Source organism: Acinetobacter gyllenbergii CIP 110306 = MTCC 11365, from assembly GCF_000413855.1.
Taxonomy (GTDB): Bacteria; Pseudomonadota; Gammaproteobacteria; order Pseudomonadales; family Moraxellaceae; genus Acinetobacter; species Acinetobacter gyllenbergii.
The window spans coordinates 126,996-150,711 of the sequence record NZ_ATGG01000061.1 but is presented as its reverse complement, the minus strand read 5'-3'; the positions used below and the strand labels follow the sequence as shown (position 1 = coordinate 150,711).

Below are 23,716 nucleotides of genomic sequence, written 5' to 3'. Positions count from 1 at the left end.
TTCATCCCTTAAATGACTTCGAACTTGCTCAAATGGTGATACCTGAAGTTTTAAAAGGCTTGGTGCATATTGTATTTTTAAAGTCATTCATTTTATGGCAGCCATTTATTCTATGTATTTTAATGTGTCGACGAAGTTTTTAAAATCATGAAGATTTTGATCGGCTATTGCTGAGGAAATTGTTGGATTGGGGTGAAAGAAAATGCTTTTCATCCCAACAGCTTTCGCACCTTGTATGTCTGCCAGTTCATTATCTCCGACAAAGATACAATCTTGTGGGCAAACACCAAGCTGCTGACAAGATAATAGAAAAATTGCGGGATCTGGTTTTCTCAGTCCGACTGCCTCGGAAACAATGATGCTCGAAAAGAATTCAGTCAGACCTAGCGCATAAAAATTATGTTCTTGAAAGGGTGTTCTGCCATTAGAGATTAATCCAATTAAATAGCCTTGTTGTTTTAATTGGATGATGGCGTTTTCTACATGTTCAAAGCAGCATGAAAATTTATTAAAATCATTGATATAACTGGTTAAAAGAATTTCTTTAGAATGATGTTGAATTAAAAATTCTTGAATCAGATTCCCATAAACACGATCTTTCCAAACTTTGCCATTATCATCTAATTCAAGAAAGCGTTGGATAAATCGCTCTCTATCATTGGCAGCAACCAATTGAAAGAAATTAACCTGCCAAGTGAGGAATTTGATTAATGACGCCGTCCGATCAAGTAAGGTTTGATCGAGGTCGAAAATAACCGCTTTTTTCTGATTCATGTGATTTAAGCGTGGTGATTATTTAATCATGATAGAATTTGCTCATACATGAGTTCAATCAGAAAGTGTAACTAACTAAATTCTAAATCGTGTTGATTAATTGCTTGTTCAATCGAAGAAAACCATTTACAACGAGACAGAGGCGATTCCTCAAGTAATAACTCAATGATTAGTTTTTTAAAATAAGCATGATCATCATTTGAAGAAGTAGAATTATAAAAATTAGTGCATAGAACAGCATATTGTTTTGTGTCTAAGTTATATATACAAACGTATTCCGCAAGTTGCTGATCGGAAATACGTTTGAATATTGGTATAAGTTGAAAGAGATCATTTTGTTCCATTTTTTATTTCCATAAGCATAATTATATTTATCCGATCACTTCAATCCGACTCGAACCTGGCCCAATCGGTTGTACTTGAATTTGTACAGGAATACGCTCATGCATTTCCTGAATGTGTGAAATTAACACCACTTTACGACCCTGACTTTGCAGCTGATCTAAGGCATTCATCACCATATGTAAAGAGGAGGCATCCAGCGTCCCAAAGCCTTCATCAATAAACAGTGATTCGATTTTCATAGAACCTGAAGCCATATTGGCAATTGCCAAGGAAATCGCAAGGGCAGTCAGGAAAGACTCACCACCAGACAGTGAAGCCACTGAACGGGTTTCTCCATCCATATCATGGTCAATAATGGCAAGACTGAGGGAGTTCTCTAAACGTTTTAAGGTATAACGCTGTGACAACATGCTGAGTTGTTGATTGGCATATTCAAGCAGAATATCCAAATTATATTGCTGGGCCAAATCACGGAAATCTTTACCTTTAGAATCACCAATCAAACTGGAAATTTTATTCCAGCGATGTTCCTGTTGCTGAATCTGCTGGATTTGATCTGCAAATTGTTTTTGCTTGGCAACATTTTGTTGATGGAGTTCCAATTTTAGTTTGAACTGATCGCGTTGTTCAGCTTGCTGTTGTAAGTTCTCATGATTGAGATGGATGTGCTCAAGCAACTGTGTCTGTTCAATTGGCGGCTGTTGTTGCTGATGAGTATCTAATTGCTGTTGCAGTGTTTTTAGTGCGGAGGCGGCTTCATTAAGTGAGCGCTCTGCATTGTGTAGTGATGTTCGAATCTGCTGTTCTTGCTCAGCACGAATGGCAAGTAAATCTGCGAATAGATGTTCTTCAAACTCAGGATGCTGGCTGAGCCATGTTCGAGTTTCGGTTTTGGATTGGGCAAGGCTAGCTTGCTGCTGCTGTTGTTGAGCCTTGAGCTGTTGCAGTTCATTTTTTTGCTGTTCAAAGCTTTGACGAGCCTGTTCAAAACCTTGCTTGATCTGCTGATATTGATTTTGGAGTTGCTGACGCTGTTGATCATGCTGATTTAACCATTCATTGGCTTTAAGTTCGGTTAAACCTGTCATCGCCACAATCAATTGATGTGCTGACTCGGTATTGTGTTTGCCTTTAATCTCGATGTCTTTGAGTTGTTGGTTAAACTCGGTATGTTGAGTCAGTAAACCAACTAAATTGGACTTTAATAAATTTAGTTGCTGTTCGAGTTGGTCTTGTTGTTTGCTGAGTGTTTCAGCTTGTTCAAGCTGTTGGGCACGTTGTTGCAAACGCTGCGCGAGCTGTTGTGCGTAGGCTAAGGTTTGTTGCTGCCATAGGTTTTGTTCATCGCTACTCAGGCAATCTATAATATGCTGAATCTGTTGCTGTGACTGCTGTACGCTTTCCAGTTGATAGCGGATATTTTGAATGGTTTGATTCAGGTGATAGTGGTCTTTATTGGCCTGATGCAATTGCTGTAACTCAAGTTCGATTTGCTGTTTGAACTGTGCTGTCTCATTGATGCATTGCTGTTGAGCTTTAGCCATTTCCACATGCGGCTGAGTTAAATCTAAGGGGACGTCGAACTGTGCTGCATGTTTGACTAACTCCTGATGTTGCAGTTTGAATTTATCATCCGATTGTTGCAGGGCAGACTGTAATTGGTTCTGTTCGGTACGAATCTGGGTAAATTGCTGCTGTGTGTTTTGCCAATGCTGAAAGCAGTGTTGTTCTTGTTGAATGGCCTGTTGCTCTTGCTGTTGTTGAAGTTCATACAAGGCTTTGGAGAGCTGACTGGCATCATCTCGATAGGGATGTTCAGTACTGCCACAGACCAGACAAGCTTCGCCGTGTTTGAGTTCAGCACGCAGATGTTCGATATTTTCAGCATGCAATAAGCGTTGTTGTTGCAATATTTGCTGCAATTTTTCCCGTTCAGTTTTGGCAGACTGGAATTCACCTTGGCTGGTTTGTAGTTGTTGTTCAAGCTGCTGGTGTTGTAGCTGTGTGCTACTGAGCTGATGACTTAGTTCATCAAGTTCTTTTTTAAGTTCAAAATAATGCTGTAATTTTTGTTGAATCAAATCCAGTTGATTCAGTCGAGCCTGTTGTTGCTCTCTGAGTTTTTGTTTCTGCTCAAGTTGGTTTTCAATCTGTTGTGGTGGACCAAATTTTTGAATGAGCTCATTCAACACGATCTGATCTTGTTCAAGCTTGGACTGTGCGTGTTGAATCGAACCTAAATTCTGTTCGACTTTTTGGTATTGCTGAATAAATTGCTGTAGCTGCTGCAGATGTGCATTCAAGCCTTTATCTAAAGCGGAGAATTGTGCGCTCTGTTGCAGCTGTTCAGAGCAACTTTGTTGTTGTATAGATAGGCTGTGGCGACTTTGTTCAAATTGCTGCTGTTGCTCAAGCAATGGTTGCTGTTGCGCTTCGTTTTGGTTTAAGCGGACTTTGGTTTTCTTATATTCATCAGCAATATATTCACGTTCCTGTACATATTTACGCACTTGAGTGAGTTCATGCTGATGGTTTTGTTCAAAGCTTTGAAATTGCTGTAAGGCCGTTTCAGCCTGCGTATAAGCTGCTTTTTCTTGCTCAAATTGGGTGCTTACAGCTGTAAATCGCTGCTGCTTGTGTTGAATCTGCGGTTCAAGCTGTTGCAGTGCTTTTTCCAGTTGTTGCTGTTGGAACACAACAGGACGAATGCCTGAGAAGGTTTCGAGTTGGCTGAGCCGACTGCGATCTGCTGCTAAAGCCTGATGTGCTTGAATTTGAATGTCATGCTGTTGCTGTTTCAGTGTGATTTCAGTTTGAAGTTTCTGTCGCTGTTCAAACCATTGTTGCTGTTGATTGAGCTGAACTTTGTCGGCTTCCAACTGCTGAACCTGTCGCTGTACCTGCTGGAATTGAGCCTGTAATTCAGCTATTTCTTCATCTGAGCGAATTTCGATATGACCGAGCACATTTTCGAGTTGCTTGCGCTGGTTACTGATTTCACGGGTCTTTTCAAAAGCCAGTTGTCCAATTTTGGCAAAAATACTGGAGTTGGTCAGATATTCAAGTAATTCTCCACGTTCATTATCGCGTGCCTTTAAAAATGCGGTCACTTCGGACTGCGCCAACAGTACCGCACGAGTAAATTGCTCAAAACTGAGTTGGGTAATCTGTTGAATATGCGCTTCAACCGCTTTGGTTTTATCTGCAATCACCACGCCATCGGTCAGACATTTGAGTGAACGTTGTACACTTTGTAGTTTGCCACTGGCATTTTCACGGGCACGTTTAATTTCCCAACGTGCGAGGTAATGTTTCTGGTCTTGCGCCACAAAACACAGTTCGGCAAAACCATGGCCTGTGCCGCGACGTAGAACCGTTAAAGGGGAGTTGGTCAGCAGTTCAGAACCATCGACATCTAACAGTTTGCCATCACTTTCTTTGAGACGGGGAATTTTATTAAATAAGGCCAGACACATGGCATCTAAAATGGTGGATTTACCTGCGCCGGTTTTTCCAACAATGGCAATTAGTCCAGCACTGGCCAAAGGCTCAGTTTCAAAATCAATAAAATGCTCATCTGCCAGAGATGCCAAATTTTTCAGTCGAATTGATAAAATTTTCATGGCAGGTCCTTAAACAGTCTGATCATCTTCAAGTTGCTTTTGTGCTTCTGCGACCAAACTCATAAAGTCTTGAGTGACTTCATCATCGGCGTGATAGCCTTTTTTCTCCCAAATTTGCTGAAATAGTTTTTCGGGTGTCGGTGGTTCTAAACTAATACTTTGCTTGCACTCTGCATTGCTTTCATTGGAGAGATATTGTCTGGAAATGCGCACCAGTCGATAACGATCTTTGGGCAAGGCCTCTTCAAATTGTTGTCGTAAATTGGGTTGTGGGGGCGTCGTGGTGTGATATTCGATATCGACATATTCACGGTGCTCGATATTTTCGATCGGTTCATTTGGTAGATTGCGCAGACGTTGCATAACTACACTGAGTTCATCTTTAATTTTATGCAGTTGAATACTTCGGGGTATTGGCAACGCTTCAAAGCTAAACGCGTCTTCATTTTTTTTAGGATCAATGCTGACTTCAACCACTTGATGTTTATAGTTGATTTCACTAAATGAGAGTGGAATAGGTGAACCGCTATAACGAATATGTGGATGCTGTACTTTTTGTGGTTTATGCAAATGACCCAGCGCCACATAATCAATGCTGTCATCGAACAGCGCCGTAGACAGTGCTTCTTCATTGCCAATAATAATCGGTCGTTCTGAATCAGACGTTTCACCACCTTGCATATGCGCATGTGACATTAGAATTAAGGCTTGATCATCAGTTTTACGGCGCTTGGCTTCTTCGATTAACTGTTGGTGTAGATAAGCAATCGCATTTTGGCTATTGGTAGTGTGTTCATTAAAGCCTGTAATTTCAGCTGAACGTAGAAATGGCAGGGCAATACACCACGCCACAATCTGTTTTTGTTGATCATAAATCGGCAAAATTAAACGTTCTAAATCGAGGCTTTTATCTTGATTCCAACGAATCACCCCAACGGTTTTGGCATTATATTTTTCTAATAATGGCTCTACTTGTTCAATCCGATAACCTGAGTCGTGATTGCCTGCAATCATCAAGGTTTGCATCTGTGGGGCAAGCTCATGTGCATCGGCAAGGAATTGATACAGTTGTTTTTGTGCCTGTGAGCTGGGGTTGATCACATCAAAAATATCGCCTGCAATCAATAAGGCATGCGGTTGTTTTGCTTTGATTTGCTCAAGTAACCATGCCAGAAATTGTTCATGTTCGTAGTGGCGGGAATGATTATAAAAAAACTGCCCCAAATGCCAGTCAGACGTATGAAAAAAACGCACAGTCATAAATGAATCTAAAAATAAAAATAAACCAGAATAAGGTAGCACGTATTCAGAGGGAAGGGAGAGTCTTACTCAGCAGAAAAGCACTACAAGATGCCGCTTGATCATTTTTAAGCGATGCTCTAGTTTGATCTCAATGCCATTATTTTAACAATGAGGAATATAAAATGAGCTTAGGTCAAGTAAGCCGCGAAATTATTGATCACATCATGTTGATTGGCTTGGATCGAGTCGCAAAGCGTAATGCCTTTGATAGTCATATGATTCAGGATTTATCCCTTGCTTTAACCGAATATGAAAACAATGCTGAATTACGCTGTGCTGTGATATTTGCGCATGGTGATCATTTTACTGCGGGTTTAGATTTGGTTGAATTACAGTCTAAAATTTCACAAGGCATTTTTAATTTTGCAGCGGATCAAGTGAATCCGTGGGGAACAGGCGGTCGACATCGGACTAAACCGGTGGTGGTGGCTGTACAAGGGATCTGCTATACCGCTGGGGTAGAGTTAATGCTGAATGCCGATGTGGTGATTGCCAGCGAAAATACAGTATTTGGTCAGTTGGAAGTATTACGCGGCATCATGCCATTTGGTGGTGCAACAGTGCGCTTTGTACAAGCTGCTGGTTGGCAAAAAGCAATGCCTTATTTATTGACGGGGAAGACCTTTAATAGCAAAACGGCATATGAGCTGAATCTCGTCTCGGAGGTGGTGGTGTCAGGGCAGCAACTTGAACGTGCCTTGGAAATTGCCAAAGAGATTTGTAGTGCCGCACCGTTGGCAGTGCAAGCTTTATTGGCATCTGCAACTGATGCAGTTGTGGAAGGGCAAACAGTTGCATTTGAAAAAATGAACAATTATTTAATGCCGCTGTTTGTATCTGAAGATGCTCAAGAAGGCGTTCGAGCCATGTTAGAAAAACGTCCACCGCAGTTTAAGGGGCGGTAAATTTTTGTGGATATTGATGCATTTAATTTATTGTTTTCAATAAAGAATCTAGTCACTTCTGGAAAATAACTTTAGCTAAAATAGTGTTTGTAGACTGGGTCTAAGGGTGTCTTATGCTTAATTTAAAATTTTTATTTTTAAGTTTTTTATTATCTTCTTTAGGGGTGAATTGCTATGCTGAGGAAGCAGAAAATAATTTTTTACTTTGCTTATCTAAAGATCAATGTGGATTGCTTAATCTAAAGGGAGAGTGGGTTGTAAACCCTGAATATAGTAATGTCAGGTATGTTGATAAAGATAAAGTGGTCGTGGAGAAAAATAATTTAAATGCAGTTTTATTGAATAAAAATTTTGTTGTTCCATTTAAATATAACTATATATCAAATCCCAATAAAAATGGTTTTATGGTTTTTAGAATTAAGGATAAGTTTGGTGTTTTAGATGGGTCTGGTGCTGTAAAGATTGAAGGAAAATATGATTCACTTAAAGTTAATGATAATAACCTTGTTTTATTTGAGTTGAATGGTAAGTTCGGTTTGATGGATATCAATGGGGTGGAAATAAAAAAATATTCATATAAATTTAACTATCTGGATGATAATTATGTTCGAATTGAACTTGATGGGAAATTCGGTTTTATTGATCCTGAAGGCAAGGAAGTTGTTCCTCCAAAATTTACATCGATGTCTAACTTTTTCCTCTCGCCAAATAAAGTAGATTATTTATCGATAGTACAAGAAAATTTTAAATATGGTGTTGTTGATTCCAAAGGGATTTTTGTAATTCCGCCTGTATATGATAAGTTGGATTTTTACGGTAGCGGGTTTAATAAAATTGGTGTTAAGAAAGATGAAAAAAGGGGGTTAATAGATATTGATAACAATGTTAAATTCTTAAAGGATTTTGACTATATTGATTTTAGTTATAATAGTGATATTGGGGTTGCTAGAAAAGATGGATTAAAAATGTTTATTGATTTGAATGGTAACTTGATTAATTCTGTGTATTTTCAAGATGCTATTCCATTTTATCAAGACAATCCTCATACTTTGGTTAAGATAAATGATGAATTAAAGGCTGTTAATAGAAAAGGGGGGATAATAGATTTAAATAATATTCATGATTACACTGAATTCTCTTTAATTGGTTCGGGTGCAAATGGTATAATCTTTTTAAAGCAGAATAATAAATATGGATTTTTATCTAACAAAGATTTGACATGGTTGGTCGAGCCTAGATATAAATACATTGAGGAGCGTGTGCTCGACTTAGATAAAAAGAATGTCGTATATATAGCATATCTTAATCATGAGGATGATTTTGAAGTTTTTGATCGTCATCTAAATAAAATTTTTAGTAGGGTAAGTAATGAATGTAATAATATTTCGATTGAAAACTCTAAGTCTAAAGCTGAATATAGATCACGAGGAATTAATTGTAATATAAATAAGGAAAATTAAGAATTATTAAGCTTTTAAATTTAATGGCTAGTATGAATGTACAGAAATTTTAGGTGTTGGTAGGTATTTGATTTATTTTGATATTTGTGAGACTTTTATAGCTCAGCTAAATTGGTTTTTTCATATTTTTATTAACAGAGCAAAAATCAAAAATATTATGATTTAAGTCAAAGAAATAGCCTTAATTATAGTAGATGAGAATTGCAAAATTATTTATGCTAATCATATTGCCAGTGCTTAAAAGTTTAGTTGTAGTTCTGGCAAAGTTTGTGACGCTATTGATCCAGATAAAGACATTGATTCTATTGTGATTGAGCATAGCAGGGTTTTCAGTGATCACTTGATTATAATAGAAAATTTAATTAGCTTAATCAGGATACATGCGATTGATTAAACCTTGATGAAGATTATTAAATTAGCGAATCATCCTGAATTGCAAGAACAGGCTGCCATATGGTTTTCGAATCAATGGGGGATTCCTGTTGAGGCCTATCGAGACAGCATACAAAGCTCGATTGAGCAGCCAGAAGGAATTCCGCAATGGTATGTGATTCTGAATGAACAACAGCACATTATTGCTGGCACTGGGGTGATCGATAATGACTTCCATGAGCGCAAAGACCTGAGCCCAAACCTATGTGCTTTATTCGTAGAAAAGATTTATAGGAAGCAAAATATTGCCAGACAGTTGCTGGATTTTGCCCGAATGGAGATGAAAACATTAGGCATTGAAAAGCTCTATCTGGTGAGTGACTTAGATGATTTCTACGAAAAGTGTGGTTGGACATTTTTAACAAGGGTCAAAGAGGATGAGGGTGAGTTGATTAAAATGTATGTAGCCAATACCTGACCAACCCCAAATTGCAGGCAAATAAAAACCGACGATTCGAGTGATGATAAATCGTCGGTCAAAATCTTTTTCAATGGTTCTGGCTGCTAACACAACCACTGTTAAAGATGGAGAGTCATAATGAAAGGTCACCGAAAACATCGCGGATGCCGTGCAATGTCCAATCGGTTGCTGCGACCTTATACCTTATATAACGACACTGGTTGAGGATTGGTTGACATAAAAATGAAAAAAAAGTGAAAAAAATTTATAATTATTTTCTAAAGCCAGTCTAATTAGGTTTATCTTTATGATTTCATTGCGTTTGTACTATATCTGGTTTTTTATAATTTGTTTTACTGCGACCTTGCTGGTCGGTGTGCTGGCGGCTATTTTACCCAATAGTATTGGGGGCGTGTTGACTGCGATTCCTTATTTAATTGCGATCATTGTTATTTTATTCAAATTTTTAAAGAAACAGCGCCGTGCACCGACGCCACAGGAAAGGAAACGTTTAAGCATTGGATTTAGTCTGATCTTTTGGGGATACAATGTCTGTGGCTTATTGTTAGGGCTGTTTATTTTTGCACGTAAAGATCCCGAAGTTTGGCAAAACTTCTTGTTATATCTAAAACAACCTGCATTTCTACTTAGTATTTTAGCAATGTGGTTTGTGATCGCCGTGCCGCTCTTCTTAATTACCTATTGGTTCTATGGGCCGCAAGCACAGAGAATGGCCAATAAAATGTTTAACTAGTTGCACAAAGTTCACTTGTAATCCACTTTTATTCTGCTAAGACTTAGATATGGAGCTGATCAATATCATACGGGATGAGAGTGGGATGCAAAAACAGACAGTTTTAATCACAGGCGCAAGTGGCTTTATTGGCTCTCATTTGTTGCCTTTTTTATTGGAACGACAATATCAAATCATTGCGTTGACCCGACAACAGAATTTAGTTTCTCAGCATTCAGACCTGCGTTGGGTGAATGATCTTGATCAAATAGAAACGCAACAGATTGATTATGTGATTAATCTGGCGGGTGAAAATATTGGCGCAAAACGCTGGACTGAACAGCGTAAGCAGCAATTAATACACAGCCGTGTTGCGCTGACAGAACAACTGTATCAATGGCTGGAACAACGGCAAATTTTTCCGAAATGCATTATTTCTGGGTCTGCGATTGGTTATTACGGTATTGATCCACAAGAACAATGGAAGCTTGTTTGTGATGAAAATACAGCACCGCAAGCGATTTTTATGTCTGAACTTTGCCAGAAGTGGGAGCAAGCCGCTTTAAAATTTAGCCAACAAAATACCAAGATCATTCGTTTGGGTGTGGTTTTTGGGCAGGGTGGGATTTTGCCACAAATGCTGTTGCCGATTCGATTGAATGCGGTTGCAAAAATTGGTTCGGGACAACAACCTGTGGTGTGGATACATATCCAAGATGTACTGAATGCCATGGTTTTTTTGCTGCAATCTACTCATCCTCAACAGATATATAACCTAGTTGCACCTGAACAAATCAATCAACAACAATTTGCTCAAACGGCTGCTCATGTTTTAAAGCGCAAACCTTTTATGCGAATGCCTAAGTGTGTATTTACAACGATGCTTGGCGAGCAAGCACAGCTTATTTTAAATGGTCAATATGTGATTCCGAAGGCTCTGCTGGAACAGGGCTTTCAATTCCAATATCCTGATTTAAATGTGGCTTTAACTGCGATTCTAGCAAGAAATTAAATCCTGTCGCTTTAAGCGCAGAGGAGAATAAGCATTCGGATCAACCAATGTCTCTTGTCCTAAAATGAGTTGACGTAGCAGACGTGCTGAACCTGAGCCCATGCATAGGCCATTGCGGAAATGTCCAAAATTGGCCCAGAGGTTTTCTAACTCAGGCATTGCGCCGATATAGGGAATGCCTTGTGGAGAACTCGGACGTAGGCCTGCCCAGCGTTTTACAATTGGAAATTGCGCTAATTCAGGCACCATTTCCAAGCAGGCAGTGAGAATATCCTGTTGCGTGTCTGCATCCACCGCGGTGCTAAAACCAGTCTCTGCCATGCTTGAACCACAGACGATATGACCATCTTGACGTGGAATCAGATACATCACCCGATTCATACACATGGTCGGTAGCCAGTTTTCAGGGGCTTTAAATAACAGCATTTGCCCTTGCACGGGATGTACGGGGATATGGCGTTGAATCTGTTGCTGCCATTGCTGACTCCATGCCCCAGACGTAATCACGACATGATCTGCGCTAAATTTCTGACCCTCTGCAGTTTCAATTCCGAGTACTTTCTTATTTTGAATCATTAACTTTTCTACAGGGCAATGCTCAAAGAAACGAACAGCGGGATGTTGTTTTAAATAGCAAATTAATGATTGTAATAAACGTGGATTACGGACATTGGACAGGTGTGGGAAATAAATAGCTTGTTGGAATTGTTGGGAAATATAGGGATTAATCTTTTCGAGTTTGGGGCGATCGAGCAGTTCACTGTGTTGCATCGGCTCTTGATGTCGCATGGCATAATTCAAACCAATTTCAAAATCTTCCTGATCAAAGATCAGCATGCCCGTATCGTGGATTTGAAAATCAATACCCGTAACAGGCAGCAGTTTTCCATTCCATGTTTGGTAGAGTGCCTTGCCGTATTGGGCCAGTTGATTCACTTCGGGCGCATAACGCCAAGGATACATGGGTGAGAGAATACCTCCACCCGCCCATGAGGCAGCTTGACCTGCAAGCTGTTGGTCAAAAATATCGACAGAGCAGCCTTGTTCAGCAAGTTCCAATGCTGACATTAAGCCACTAATACCCGCACCAATGATGGCAATATGCATAATAAAGTTAAGCCAAGTTAAAGATTCCCCTCTTTATCAAAGAGGGGTTTGGGGAGATTTTATTTCATCTCTTTTAATTTACGTGCTGCATCTTCAGCAAAATAGGTCCAGATCCCATCTGCACCTGCACGACGGCAACACATCAATGATTCTAGAATCACGTTGTCAGAGAGCCAACCGTTTTGAATCGCACCTGCAAGCATGGCGTATTCACCACTCACTTGATAGATAAAGGTTGGGACACCGAAGGTATCTTTAACTTCACGCACCACATCCAGATAAGGCATACCCGGTTTAACAATCACCATATCCGCACCTTCTTGCAGATCCAGCGCAATTTCATGCAGGGCTTCAGCACGGTTGCCAATATCCATCTGGTAATTGTATTTATTGCCACCTTTCAGGTTACTGGCAGAACCCACCGCATCACGGAAAGGACCGTAGAAGCTTGAGGCATATTTGGCTGAATAGGCCATGATGTTGGTGTAGATAAAATCGTTTCGCTCAAGTGCTTGGCGAATCGCACCGATACGACCATCCATCATGTCACTTGGTGCAATTACATCGGCACCAGCGGCAGCATGACTGAGTGCTTGTTTCACTAAGCATTCAACGGTTTCATCATTCAGTACATAACCCGTATCATCAATAATACCGTCTTGACCATGTGTGGTATAAGGGTCCAATGCACCATCGGTAATCAGAACCATTTCTGGCAATTCTTTTTTAAGTAGGCGACAGGTCGTTTGAACCAAGCCATTGTCGTCCCAAGCCGCTTCTGCGGTTAAGCTTTTATCTTGTTGTGGTGTGACAGGGAATAAGGCAAGTTTTGAAACCCCGAGTTCAAGCAAGGTTTCTGCTTTTTTTAGTAATAAATCAGCCGACAAACGTTGCACATTGGGCATGCTTGGAATGTCTTGGGTTTGTTGTTGTCCTGGTAGTACAAACACTGGATAAATCAAGTGATCTGCCGTTAAATGAGTTTCGCTGACCATGGCACGAAGTTGGTCATTTTTACGGATACGGCGCATGCGAGTCGCAGGAAAAGCTGGACGATTGAACGTATAAGTCATAACAATCTCGATGTTCAGTATTACACTATAGGAATAATTGGGGTATTTCGTCACGCTAGGGAGAGCTTAGCGTTGTTGCCCAATTACAGAACCCCGCTATTGTAGCCCCATATTTTTAGATTTGTGCAAAATAATGGAAAGTTATTCTTTCCATTGAGTGTAGGCCGCGTATGAATGATGTAAAGAGAAACTGGACTGGGAATATTCAGCTAGGTGCCAAGGCAGACCACCAAGTGGTGTTGAAACAGCTGTGCAAGGCATTCAATGCCTGTCCATTTTTTAACTACAGTGGCATGGTCATGCGAGTGGTCGATGATCAAATTGAAGCCTATGTTGAGATGCAGCCAGAACTGGTGGGGAATGTGGCATTTCAGATTTTACATGGTGGCGTTGCTGCCACGATTCTGGACAGTATTGGTGGTGTCGTTGCGATGGAACAGCTTTATCGCCGTGCCACACCAGAAGATTTACCTGATACCATCAAAAAAGTATCGCGTTTAGCGACGGTGGATATGCGGGTTGATTATCTGGCACCTGGGCGGGGAAAATTCTTTATTGCCCGTGCGGAAACCTTACGTCTAGGTCGTAAAGGTTGCACCATGCGTATGACCATGGTTAATGATGAAGAGAAAGCGATTGCAACCGCAATTGCCTCATATGCCTATTAATTTAGATGGCACAAGCTCAACTGTCTTTTAGGCAGCAGCTTCTGTCCTGAACACCGCTTCCTTTTTTTGTGTTGATATCGTATTTCTATCTTGAACGGTTTGATCGTCAAAAAAGGGAGCGTCATTGTGGCAAAGCCAATCCATCATTTCGATTTTCTCAGCCATAATCGTGCAGCTTGGGATCAGCAGGCGAGAGAGCAGCAAGCTTGGTCACGTCCTGTCAGTCATGAACTGATTCGCGCAGCTCGTCATGGTGATTGGGAGCTACATATCACGCCAAGACCATTATCCAAAGCATGGCTCGGTGATATTGTCGGAAAAAACATCCTGTGCTTAGCCTCTGCAGGTGGTCAACAAGCACCTGTGTTGGCGGCTGCAGGCGCGAATGTCACGGTCTTTGATCTTTCTGATCAACAATTGCAGCAAGACCGAATGGTTGCTGAACGGGAAGGACTTCATTTAAAAACTGTTCAGGGAGATATGTGTGATTTGCAGGCCTTTCAGGAGGCTGAATTTGATTTGATCATTCAACCGATTTCAAACCTGTATGTTGCCGATGTTGAAGCGGTATGGCGGGAATGCTATCGGGTACTGAAACCGCAAGGGGTTTTGATCGCCAGTTTTTATAATCCTGTGGTTTTTATTGCAGATCGTAATCCTGAATATGCCAAACAGGGGCTGATTCACCCGATTTATAAATTACCTTATTCCGATCTTCAAGATCTGAGTGCAGAGGCGCTCAATGCCAAACTGCAAGCAGGTGAGGCGGTGGTGTTTGGACATAACCTCACGGATTTAATTCAGGGGCAACTGGCCGCAGGTTTTCTTATTCAAAGCTTTTATGAAGATGATCAACCACAACCACGTTTTTTAGTGGATCAATTCATGCCAACCTTTTTGGCAACACGGGCGATTAAAAATTAACGGCCTATCTTCCCTAAAGTATGATTCGATGAGTCGGGTTGGGGTGCGAATATTGCTACCTCAATTGGCTGCATCATCTTTCTATAAAACGATCTAAAAATAATTCACACACTGGATAGAGATCTGGAAAAAGTGGATAGAGCTGCGCCATAAATCAGGCTTCAATCATGAAAAGGTTTTTATGGATTGGAGGAGATGAAAATGGCTCCACGTAATATTGCAGAATGGCAAGATTTCATCACAGGATGTTTGGATTTTCGCCCGAACGATGGCGTATTCCGTATTGCACGCGAGATGTTCACAGAGGCTGAACTTTTCGATTTGGAAATGGAATTGATCTTTGAAAAAGTTTGGATCTACGCCTGTCACGAAAGTGAAATTCGCAACAATCATGATTTTTTAACGGTTCAGATTGGACGCCAACCGCTGATTATTAGCCGTGATGGTCAAGGTCAATTACATGCCATGGTCAATGCCTGTGAACATCGTGGTGCGACCTTAACCCGTGTGGCCAAAGGCAATCAATCTACCTTTACCTGTCCGTTCCATGCGTGGTGCTATAAATCAGATGGTCGTCTGGTCAAGGTCAAAGCGCCTACGGAATATTGTGAAGATTTTGATAAATCGAGTCGTGGTCTCAAACAAGGACGCATTGCCAGTTATCGTGGCTTTGTTTTTGTCAGTCTGGACACACAAGCAACAGATACCCTTGAAGACTTTTTGGGGGATGCCAAAGTATTCCTCGATTTAATGGTGGAACAGTCGCCAACTGGTGAGTTGGAAGTCCTGCAAGGCAAGTCTGCTTATACCTTTGCAGGAAACTGGAAGCTGCAAAATGAAAATGGTCTGGATGGCTATCACGTCAGTACCGTGCACTATAACTATGTCTCAACCGTACAACATCGCCAACAGGTCAATGCGGCCAAAGGCGATGATCTGGATACCTTGGATTACAGCAAATTAGGTGCGGGTGATAACCAAACCGATGATGGCTGGTTCAGTTTTAAAAACGGTCACAGTGTTCTATTCAGTGAGATGCCAAATCCAGCCGTGCGTCCTGGCTATGACACGGTGATGCCTTATCTGCTGGAAAAATATGGTGCTAAGCGTGCGGAATGGGCGATGCATCGCCTCAGAAACCTAAACCTCTATCCAAGCTTGTTCTTTATGGATCAGATCAGTTCTCAACTACGGATTGTGCGTCCTGTGGCGTGGAATAAAACTGAAGTGATTAGCCAATGTCTGGCAGTAAAAGGCGAGTCGACCGAGGCACGTCGTAACCGCATTCGCCAGTTTGAAGACTTTTTCAATGTCTCTGGCTTAGGTACGCCTGATGATCTGGTGGAATTCCGTGAACAGCAAAAAGGTTTCCAAGCACGTTTGGAACGTTGGAGTGATATTTCCCGTGGACAGCATAAATGGTGCTATGAGTTGACGCAAAATGCACAGGATTTGGGGATTCAACCTGTGATCACGGGCTGTGAACTGACGCATGAAGGCCTCTATGTCAATCAGCATGGTCAATGGCAACGTTTAATGTTGGATGGCTTAAATCGGAAAGCCTTAAAAATGCAGGATATCACCTACCAGTTAGATACTGTGACAGAGGAGGTCTAAGCCATGACTGCTGAATTACATTTTGCTGTTTCACAATTCCTTTATCAGAAATCAGAGCTATGCGACCGTTATGATTGGGATGCCTATCTGGAATTGTATGATGAAGATAGTGAATATCACATTCCGCAATGGATTGATGACCATCGTTATGTCGAAGATCCGAATCAGGGCTTGTCTTATATCTATTATGCTGATCGCTCAGGACTTGAGGATCGCGTGTTTCGTATCCGTACCGGCAAAGCGGCATCAGCCACGCCCTTACCCCGCACGCAGCACAGCATTCAAAATGTACAGGTTAAAACCCTGCCAGAGGGTTTGATTGAAGCCAAAGTCGGTTGGAGCACTTTATATAACCGTCAAGGTCTGGAAGGTTGTTTCTATGGACATGCCACTTATCTGTTAAGACCTACTACAGAAGGATTTCGTATTCGCCGACAGCATACGATTTTGCTGAATGACAAAATTGATTCGGTCTTAGATTTTTATCATGTTTAAGGGAGCATCATGATGGGACATTCAGTTGCACTTAATTTTGCCGATGGGAAAACCTTTTTTATTTCAGTTCAAGAGGATGAGTTACTGTTGAATGCAGCAATTCGTCAAGGCATCAATTTACCCTTGGATTGTCGTGAGGGCGTGTGCGGAACCTGTCAGGGCCAATGCGAAACTGGTATTTATGAACAGGAATATGTCGATGAAGATGCGTTGAGTGAGCGTGATTTGGCTGAGCGTAAAATGCTGGCTTGCCAAACGCGGGTCAAATCCAATGCGGCCTTTTATTTTGATCATAGTTCTGAAATCTGCAACGCTGGTGAGACACTGAAAATTGCCAGCAAAGTGACCAAGCTTGAACTGGTGTCAGAGACCACCGCCATCCTGCATGTCGATGCCAGTTCATCTGCCAAGCAACTTGAGTTTCTACCCGGTCAATATGCCCGTTTGCAAATCCCTGAGACAGAAGATTGGCGTTCTTATTCCTTTGCCAATCGACCCAATCCAGACAATCAACTGCAATTTTTAATTCGCTTATTGCCTGATGGGATCATGAGTAATTATTTACGTGAACGTTGCCAAGTGGGGCAAACCATCATGATGGAAGCACCTTTGGGCAGTTTCTATTTACGTGAAGTAGAGCGACCGCTAGTGTTTATTGCAGGCGGCACAGGTCTATCTGCTTTTTTAGGTATGCTGGACAATATTGCCGAGCAAGTCGATGCACCCGCAATTCAGTTGTATTACGGGGTCAATCAGGCAGCCGACTTATGCGAGCAATCGCGGTTACAGGCCTATGCAGAACGGATGCCGCATTTTAACTATCAACCTATCGTCACCCAATCTTCAGAGACGTGGACAGGCAAAACAGGTTATATCCATCAGCACTTAAATCGTGATCAACTCGCGGAACAAGCTTTTGATATGTATTTATGCGGGCCACCGCCGATGATCGAAGCGGTCAAATGCTGGCTGGATGAGCAAGCATTAAGTAATTACCGTCTCTATAGCGAGAAGTTTTTACAAAGCAACAGTGCATGTATTGCACTCGATGCTTAATCGAAGAGGGGTGGAACATCGTAATGACCATCCCTTTTTTCATTCATCAAAAACATCATCCTCAACATTAAAAATATCGGATGTATGCAATCAGACGACTCTGAAGGAGAGATTTATTCAAGCTTTTTTATTTATCTAACCAACAGAAGTTTTAACAGAATTTGCTTTTAAGGGAATAAAGATGAAGACAGTTGATGTTAATACCGTAATCAATCGTGACCGCTTATCGCCACTACAATGGCTGGTCTTTGCACTAGGTTTCTTGGTGTTTTTTTGTGATGGTTTAGATACTGGAATTATTGGTTTTATCGCACCTGCCTTACTGGATGATTGGGGCATCAGTAAACCTGAATTGGCACCCGTACTCAGTGCAGCGCTGGTGGGGATGTCGATCGGTGCAATTATTTCAGGACCATTGGCAGATCGGTTTGGGCGTAAAGGGGTGATCGTGTTCACCACTTTATTATTTTCCATATTTACCATCTTATGTGGTTTTGCTTCTTCCACGCAGGACTTGATGATTTACCGCTTTATTACCGGCGTGGGTTTGGGTGCGGCGATGCCAAATATCAGTACGATTGTTTCAGAATATATGCCTACGAAACGTAAAGCCTTTCTGACTGGTTTGGCGGGTTGTGGATTTATGTTGGGAATTTCCTGTGGCGGTCTGTTGTCTGCTTATTTACTGGAAAATCTGGGTTGGGCCAAAGTGGTGATTTTGGGTGGCATTATTCCCTTGTTCCTCGTGGTGGCTTTATTGCTGAAATTACCTGAATCAGTGCCTTATCTGATCAAACGAGAGCAGCAAGCCAAAGCACAACAGATTCTGGCAAAGATTCAAGGTCATGCTTTTGCTGATACGGTCAAAATCGAGTTGCCGCACCTTGATGTAGACCACAGTGAAAGCCCGGTCAAAACAGTTTTAGGTAAATATCTATGGGGTTCAGTGATGTTATGGCTGTGCTGTTTTATGAGTCTCTTGGTGTTCTATTTGCTAACCAGCTGGATGCCGACTATTTTAAAAACCGCAGGCTTTAGCACACAACAGTTTAGTTTAATTGCTGCAATATTCCCTTTTGGTGGGGTGATCGGGGCCATTATCATGGGCTGGTATATGGATAAACTGAATCCAACTCTGGTGATTAAATATGCTTACCTGACTGCATTTATCATGTTTATCGTTGCGGGCTTCGTTAGTTCCAGTATCTTACTGCTTGGCATCAGTATTTTCCTGATCGGGGCATTGCTGACAGGGGCGCAATCGTCTCTATTACCTTTGGCGGCATTATTTTATCCATCGCAATGTCGTGCGGTTGGGGTGTCATGGATGCATGGTATTGGCCGTGTCGGCGCCATCTTTGGGGCATTCTTCGGTTCTTATATTTTTACTTATGAAATCAGCCTTGGCGGAATTTTCTATCTGTTGGCTTTGCCGACCTTGATTGCTTTCATTGCCTTGAGTTTAAAAGCCATGCATCAGAACAATAAAGCCAATCCAGTGTTAAGCACCAGTTAATGGAAAAAGCCCAGTATGTTGACTGGGCTTTTTTATATTTAAGAGTGTTCACTCATGTTTATTTCGGGTTTCACTTGGTTTTTCCCCAAATTCATCCTTATATTCCTGAGCAAAACGGCTGAGGTGGTTAAAGCCCCAATCATAAGCCAGTTTAGAGATGGAAATTTTTTGATGCTTAGCGGCATTGCTCAATATTTTATAGATTTGCTGTAGGCGATATTTACGTAGATAGGCCATTGGACTCAGGCCATAATGCTGCTGAAATTCTTCATAGAGTTTGGATTTAGACACACCTGCCAACGTGTGTAAGCTTTCAGCATTGAGGGCTTCATGGGCATGCTGAATGATAAAGTTTTTTACTTTACGCAGATAGGCAGGCTCAGCTCGGTTGCAGCGTTCATGTAGCGCCGCAGAATAATTATTCTCCTGAGACAGTAGCAGGGCTTTAATCACAAAATTTTCATAGTCCTCGGAAAACATGGGTAGGCCTGAGAAGTCAGCATAATGCGATTTTAACTGCAAGAAATTTTCAATATTGTGCCACCATGCTTGCATCAAGCCAGTCATCGACAAGGAAATTTCAGGGTTAAATACGATGGCTTCTTCAATTGGTTGATTGAGAAGTTCGGACAGCACCAGTTGCAAGCTATTTTCAGGAATGACCACCTGAAATTTTTGACAGTCCTGATTGATGACCAAATCCTGTAAGTCCTGATTGGAGACAATCAAACCAGTTTGTGCATCGGATTGGTATTTTGCACCACGGATACTGAGCGTTTGTTTGCCGTGAAAGGGCAGGCTGATGCTATAGGCCTTTAGGTTGGCAATATTGATGGCGACATTGGCTCCATAGCTGATGGTCCCGATCGCCATTTTTTTATGCGGTAAACGAATCCCGTCATAATGAAAATCGAGTGTTTCTCGACAAAGGGTATCCAAGCGGTGTTCACCACAGATCATTGACATCAGGTCTTGAGCAAAGTCGGCTTGATGGGAATGATGGATAAGATCCATGTTTTGGCTGAGTGATGTCATCGTCCTTTCACCTAGCGAAGTGTTTGTTGTTTTAGCAGCAAGAAAAATGCCATTCTGATCCATAAATGACCGCGTTTTTCTCGCGTGGAAAAATGAATTGATGTGCAAAAATCAATATTCCACCTGAGTTCATTAGAACAAATCCAGCCAAATACACAAGCCTATTCCACATATATCTTCATGCTTTATAGGTATGTTAAGCATTGTGGTGTCTGAGGAGACGACGAAGATCACTTGCTTAGAACCCAAAATTTAAGTTTCTTATTATCATTAAAATATCAATTTATAAGAATTGAACGCATCAGTTATTTTTTTTAATCTCGTCATATGATTTTTTATCGTTAAAATGCGAAATGGTTTTTGTTCTTATTTTTCATTTTGGGTTTTTTAACATTCAGTTAAGTTTTCAAAATTAAACTGATCGGCTGATTAAACCAAAAGTTAAAAATCTCTTTAATTTTCAGGAATAACTTATGACTGACGCTCAAGCCAACCAGCAGGATGCTGCTTCAGATTCGGCATCAGATGATGCAATGAAAGCAAAACGTAAAAAATTCCTTGGATTTTTCGCACTCATTCTCATTCTCGCTGCAATTCTGTATGGTATTTGGGCGTTATTCTTTAATCATTCGGTTAGTACAGACAATGCTTATGTGGGTGCAGAAACTGCACAAATCACCTCAATGGTCAGTGGGCAAGTGGCTGAGGTATTGGTTAAAGAGACCCAACAGGTCAAACAAGGCGATGTGTTGGTGCGTATTGATGAACGTGATGCCAAGATTCAATTGGCACAGGCGCAGGCAGAACTTGCTAAAGCACAACGCCAATATAAACAAAGCCAAGCCAATAGCAGCTCATTAAACTCACAAGTGGTGGTGCGTAATGATGAAATCACCAGTGCGCAGGCGCAAGTGACCAAGGCACAAGCCGATTATGATCGTGCTGCACTGGAGTTGAATCGTCGTAATGAACTGGCTGCATCGGGTGCAATTTCTAAAGAAGAATTAAGCAAGGCACAAAGTGCGGTTTCGACGGCAAAAGCCAGTCTGGATTTAGCTCAAGCAGGCTTGGCACAAGCGACCTCAAGCCGTAAAGCGGCTGAAAGTACCTATGCTGCCAATGAAGCTTTGATTCAAGGGGTGAATGAAGCCTCTACACCTGATGTTTTAGTTGCAAAAGCACATGTGGAACAAGCGGCATTGGATTTAGAACGGACGGTGATTCGTGCGCCTGTCGATGGTGTCATCGCACGCCGTAATATTCAGATTGGACAACGGGTTGCGCCGGGTACAGTAATGATGTCGGTGGTACCTGTCTCTGCACTGTATGTCGATGCCAACTACAAAGAAAGTCAATTGGCGAAAGTCAAAGCCGGACAGCAAGTGACTTTACGCTCTGATTTGTATGGCGATGACGTGGTGTATCACGGCGTTGTACAAGGTTTTTCTGGCGGTACAGGAGCGGCATTTGCCTTGATTCCTGCACAAAATGCCACAGGTAACTGGATTAAAGTGGTCCAGCGTTTACCTGTACGTATCAGCCTTGATCCAAAAGAACTTGCAGAGCATCCATTGCGCGTTGGTTTGTCGATGCAAGCAGATATTGATCTTGCATCGAAGTAATCAGCCATGAAAACGCAAAATCCATTTGCAGAACTCAGTGGCGGGCGCTTACTGCTAGCAGCGTTTGTGATCGCCCTATCAAATTTTATGGTGGTCCTAGATACCACCATTGCCAATGTCTCAGTCCCACATATTACTGGAAATCTTGCAGTTTCCAGTTCCCAAGGCACATGGGTGATTACCTCCTATGCTGTTGCAGAAGCGATTTGTGTACCGTTAACGGGTTGGCTCGCAGGGCGCTTTGGTACGGTTCGTGTATTTGTGTTCGGGTTGATTGGCTTTACCTTTTTTTCATTCCTGTGTGGTTTGGCGACTTCATTGGAAATGCTGGTGTTTTTCCGTATAGGACAAGGTCTGTGTGGTGGACCATTGATGCCACTGAGCCAAACACTATTGATGCGGATTTTCCCACCTGAAAAGCATGCACAAGCGATGGGTCTCTGGGCGATGACTACAGTCATTGGGCCGATTTTAGGGCCGATCCTTGGTGGACTCATCAGTGACAATCTGTCTTGGCATTGGATTTTCTTTATCAATATTCCTGTCGGGATCTTCTGTGTTTTAGCCGCGATACGTTTGTTGTCGGTGGCTGAAACCAAGACTGAAAAACTGCGAATTGATGCGATTGGTCTAGGCCTGCTAGTACTCTGGATTGGCGCATTGCAATTGATGCTCGATCTCGGGCATGAACGTGATTGGTTTAATAGCAGCAGTATTATCATGCTGGCTTTGATCGCAGTGGTTGGCTTTATCGTGTTTATGATTTGGGAGCTGACCGAGAAGCATCCCGTGGTCAATCTGTATGTGTTCCGACATCGGGGCTTCGCCGTGTCGGTACTGGCGTTGGCCTTTGGTTTCGGTTCCTTTTTTGGCAGTATTGTACTGATTCCACAGTGGCTACAGATTAATTTGGGTTATACCGCTACCTGGGCTGGCTATCTCACCGCCACCATGGGCTTTGGCAGTCTGACCATGTCGCCAATTGTGGCCAAGTTGTCGACCAAATATGACCCGCGTGCATTAGCAAGTTTCGGTTTGGCGCTCTTAGGTGTGGTAACTTTAATGCGTGCTTTTTGGGTCACAGATGCCGACTTTATGTCTTTGGCATGGCCACAAATCTTGCAGGGCTTTGCAGTGCCATTCTTCTTCATCCCACTGTCAAATATTGCAATGGGCTCAGTCTTGCCACAGGAAATGGCATCGGCTGCAGGTTTGATGAATTTCTTGAGAACCATGGCAGGGGCGATTGGGGCTTCAATTGCTGTGACGATCTGGGATGATCATGCCAAAGTGGCGCGCAGTGAAATGGTGAATAACTTGCATCCGCAAGAAGTACAAAATACCTTATTGCAGAATGGATTCTCTTCTGATGCGACACTCGCCACGATTGCCAATCTGGTGGATAAAGAGGCGATTACCATGTCTGCCAATCATGTATTTATGCTGTTAGCGATTGTGTTTGTGTTTGCCAGTGCTCTGATCTGGATGAGTCCAAAGCCGAAAGGCAATACGGGTGGCATGCCAACGCACTAGATATTTTGAAGAAAAAAGCATCTCTTAGAAGATGCTTTTTTTATGTATAAAAATAGTGTTTAAACTGAAATTGATAGATTTTGC

The 23,716-nt window shown here is 41.9% G+C and carries 20 protein-coding genes; 13 read left to right on the top strand and 7 right to left on the bottom strand.

Annotated features, from left to right (window positions below; genetic code table 11):
• Nucleotides 1-105: 105 nt before the first annotated feature.
• The 4 genes from F957_RS00460 to F957_RS00475 form a co-directional block, all read right to left on the bottom strand.
• Nucleotides 106-774, bottom strand: coding sequence for an HAD family hydrolase (locus F957_RS00460; RefSeq protein WP_016541949.1), 669 nt, complete (start codon nucleotides 772-774; stop codon nucleotides 106-108).
• A 71-nt stretch (nucleotides 775-845) separates the two neighbouring features.
• On the bottom strand, nucleotides 846-1,118 hold the full coding sequence (locus tag F957_RS00465) for a hypothetical protein (RefSeq protein WP_016660710.1): 273 nt from the start codon (nucleotides 1,116-1,118) through the stop codon (nucleotides 846-848).
• A 27-nt stretch (nucleotides 1,119-1,145) separates the two neighbouring features.
• Nucleotides 1,146-4,742, bottom strand: coding sequence for an AAA family ATPase (locus tag F957_RS00470; protein ID WP_016541948.1), 3,597 nt, complete (start codon nucleotides 4,740-4,742; stop codon nucleotides 1,146-1,148).
• 9 nt (nucleotides 4,743-4,751) lie between these two features.
• A complete protein-coding gene (locus F957_RS00475; RefSeq protein WP_016541947.1) occupies nucleotides 4,752-6,002 on the bottom strand; it encodes an exonuclease SbcCD subunit D in 1,251 nt (416 codons plus the stop codon).
• Nucleotides 6,003-6,166: 164 nt separating this feature from the next.
• Here F957_RS00475 and F957_RS00480 point away from each other — a divergent pair, with 164 nt between their 5' ends.
• The 5 genes from F957_RS00480 to F957_RS00500 all read left to right on the top strand — a co-directional run bounded on the left by F957_RS00480 (nucleotide 6,167) and on the right by F957_RS00500 (nucleotide 10,986).
• Nucleotides 6,167-6,949: a crotonase/enoyl-CoA hydratase family protein gene (locus F957_RS00480; RefSeq protein WP_016541946.1), complete on the top strand. Its 783-nt coding sequence runs from the start codon at nucleotides 6,167-6,169 to the stop codon at nucleotides 6,947-6,949.
• Nucleotides 6,950-7,062: 113 nt separating this feature from the next.
• On the top strand, nucleotides 7,063-8,409 hold the full coding sequence (locus tag F957_RS00485) for a WG repeat-containing protein (RefSeq protein WP_016541945.1): 1,347 nt from the start codon (nucleotides 7,063-7,065) through the stop codon (nucleotides 8,407-8,409).
• A gap of 400 nt (nucleotides 8,410-8,809) precedes the next feature.
• The gene (locus F957_RS00490) at nucleotides 8,810-9,259 is read left to right on the top strand and encodes a GNAT family N-acetyltransferase (RefSeq protein ID WP_016541944.1); all 450 of its coding nucleotides are present in this window, start codon (nucleotides 8,810-8,812) and stop codon (nucleotides 9,257-9,259) included.
• Between the two features lie 289 nt (nucleotides 9,260-9,548).
• Nucleotides 9,549-9,995: an ABZJ_00895 family protein gene (locus F957_RS00495; RefSeq protein ID WP_016541943.1), complete on the top strand. Its 447-nt coding sequence runs from the start codon at nucleotides 9,549-9,551 to the stop codon at nucleotides 9,993-9,995.
• Nucleotides 9,996-10,080: 85 nt separating this feature from the next.
• Nucleotides 10,081-10,986 carry a TIGR01777 family oxidoreductase gene (locus tag F957_RS00500; protein ID WP_016541942.1) on the top strand — a complete coding sequence of 302 codons (906 nt, stop codon included), beginning with the start codon at nucleotides 10,081-10,083 and terminating at the stop codon, nucleotides 10,984-10,986.
• On the opposite strand, the gene thiO is transcribed toward F957_RS00500, so the two are convergent.
• Nucleotides 10,972-12,093, bottom strand: a complete 1,122-nt coding sequence (gene thiO, locus F957_RS00505) for a glycine oxidase ThiO (RefSeq protein WP_016541941.1) — start codon at nucleotides 12,091-12,093, stop codon at nucleotides 10,972-10,974. The two genes, F957_RS00500 and thiO, sit on opposite strands and share 15 nt — an antisense overlap.
• Before the next feature lie 59 nt (nucleotides 12,094-12,152).
• Nucleotides 12,153-13,166, bottom strand: a complete 1,014-nt coding sequence (gene hemB, locus F957_RS00510) for a porphobilinogen synthase (protein ID WP_016541940.1) — start codon at nucleotides 13,164-13,166, stop codon at nucleotides 12,153-12,155.
• A gap of 170 nt (nucleotides 13,167-13,336) precedes the next feature.
• Here hemB and F957_RS00515 point away from each other — a divergent pair, with 170 nt between their 5' ends.
• The 6 genes from F957_RS00515 (at nucleotide 13,337) to F957_RS00540 (ending at nucleotide 19,442) form a co-directional block, all read left to right on the top strand.
• Complete coding sequence (locus tag F957_RS00515) at nucleotides 13,337-13,834, top strand: thioesterase family protein (protein WP_016541939.1); 498 nt, start codon at nucleotides 13,337-13,339, stop codon at nucleotides 13,832-13,834.
• A gap of 126 nt (nucleotides 13,835-13,960) precedes the next feature.
• On the top strand, nucleotides 13,961-14,758 hold the full coding sequence (locus F957_RS00520; RefSeq protein WP_016541938.1) for a class I SAM-dependent methyltransferase: 798 nt from the start codon (nucleotides 13,961-13,963) through the stop codon (nucleotides 14,756-14,758).
• Between the two features lie 201 nt (nucleotides 14,759-14,959).
• Nucleotides 14,960-16,375 carry an anthranilate 1,2-dioxygenase large subunit gene (gene antA, locus F957_RS00525; protein WP_016541937.1) on the top strand — a complete coding sequence of 472 codons (1,416 nt, stop codon included), beginning with the start codon at nucleotides 14,960-14,962 and terminating at the stop codon, nucleotides 16,373-16,375.
• A gap of 3 nt (nucleotides 16,376-16,378) precedes the next feature.
• A complete protein-coding gene (antB, locus tag F957_RS00530) occupies nucleotides 16,379-16,870 on the top strand; it encodes an anthranilate 1,2-dioxygenase small subunit (RefSeq protein ID WP_016541936.1) in 492 nt (163 codons plus the stop codon).
• Between the two features lie 6 nt (nucleotides 16,871-16,876).
• Nucleotides 16,877-17,926 carry an anthranilate 1,2-dioxygenase electron transfer component AntC gene (antC, locus tag F957_RS00535; RefSeq protein WP_155762628.1) on the top strand — a complete coding sequence of 350 codons (1,050 nt, stop codon included), beginning with the start codon at nucleotides 16,877-16,879 and terminating at the stop codon, nucleotides 17,924-17,926.
• 181 nt (nucleotides 17,927-18,107) lie between these two features.
• Nucleotides 18,108-19,442 carry an MFS transporter gene (locus F957_RS00540; protein ID WP_016541934.1) on the top strand — a complete coding sequence of 445 codons (1,335 nt, stop codon included), beginning with the start codon at nucleotides 18,108-18,110 and terminating at the stop codon, nucleotides 19,440-19,442.
• Nucleotides 19,443-19,490: 48 nt separating this feature from the next.
• On the opposite strand, the gene F957_RS00545 is transcribed toward F957_RS00540, so the two are convergent.
• Complete coding sequence (locus F957_RS00545) at nucleotides 19,491-20,477, bottom strand: AraC family transcriptional regulator (protein ID WP_016541933.1); 987 nt, start codon at nucleotides 20,475-20,477, stop codon at nucleotides 19,491-19,493.
• A 473-nt stretch (nucleotides 20,478-20,950) separates the two neighbouring features.
• On the opposite strand from F957_RS00545, the gene F957_RS00550 reads away from it, so the two are divergent.
• A complete protein-coding gene (locus tag F957_RS00550) occupies nucleotides 20,951-22,099 on the top strand; it encodes an HlyD family efflux transporter periplasmic adaptor subunit (protein ID WP_016541932.1) in 1,149 nt (382 codons plus the stop codon).
• A 6-nt stretch (nucleotides 22,100-22,105) separates the two neighbouring features.
• The gene (locus tag F957_RS00555; protein WP_016541931.1) at nucleotides 22,106-23,632 is read left to right on the top strand and encodes a DHA2 family efflux MFS transporter permease subunit; all 1,527 of its coding nucleotides are present in this window, start codon (nucleotides 22,106-22,108) and stop codon (nucleotides 23,630-23,632) included.
• Nucleotides 23,633-23,716 lie beyond the last annotated feature (84 nt).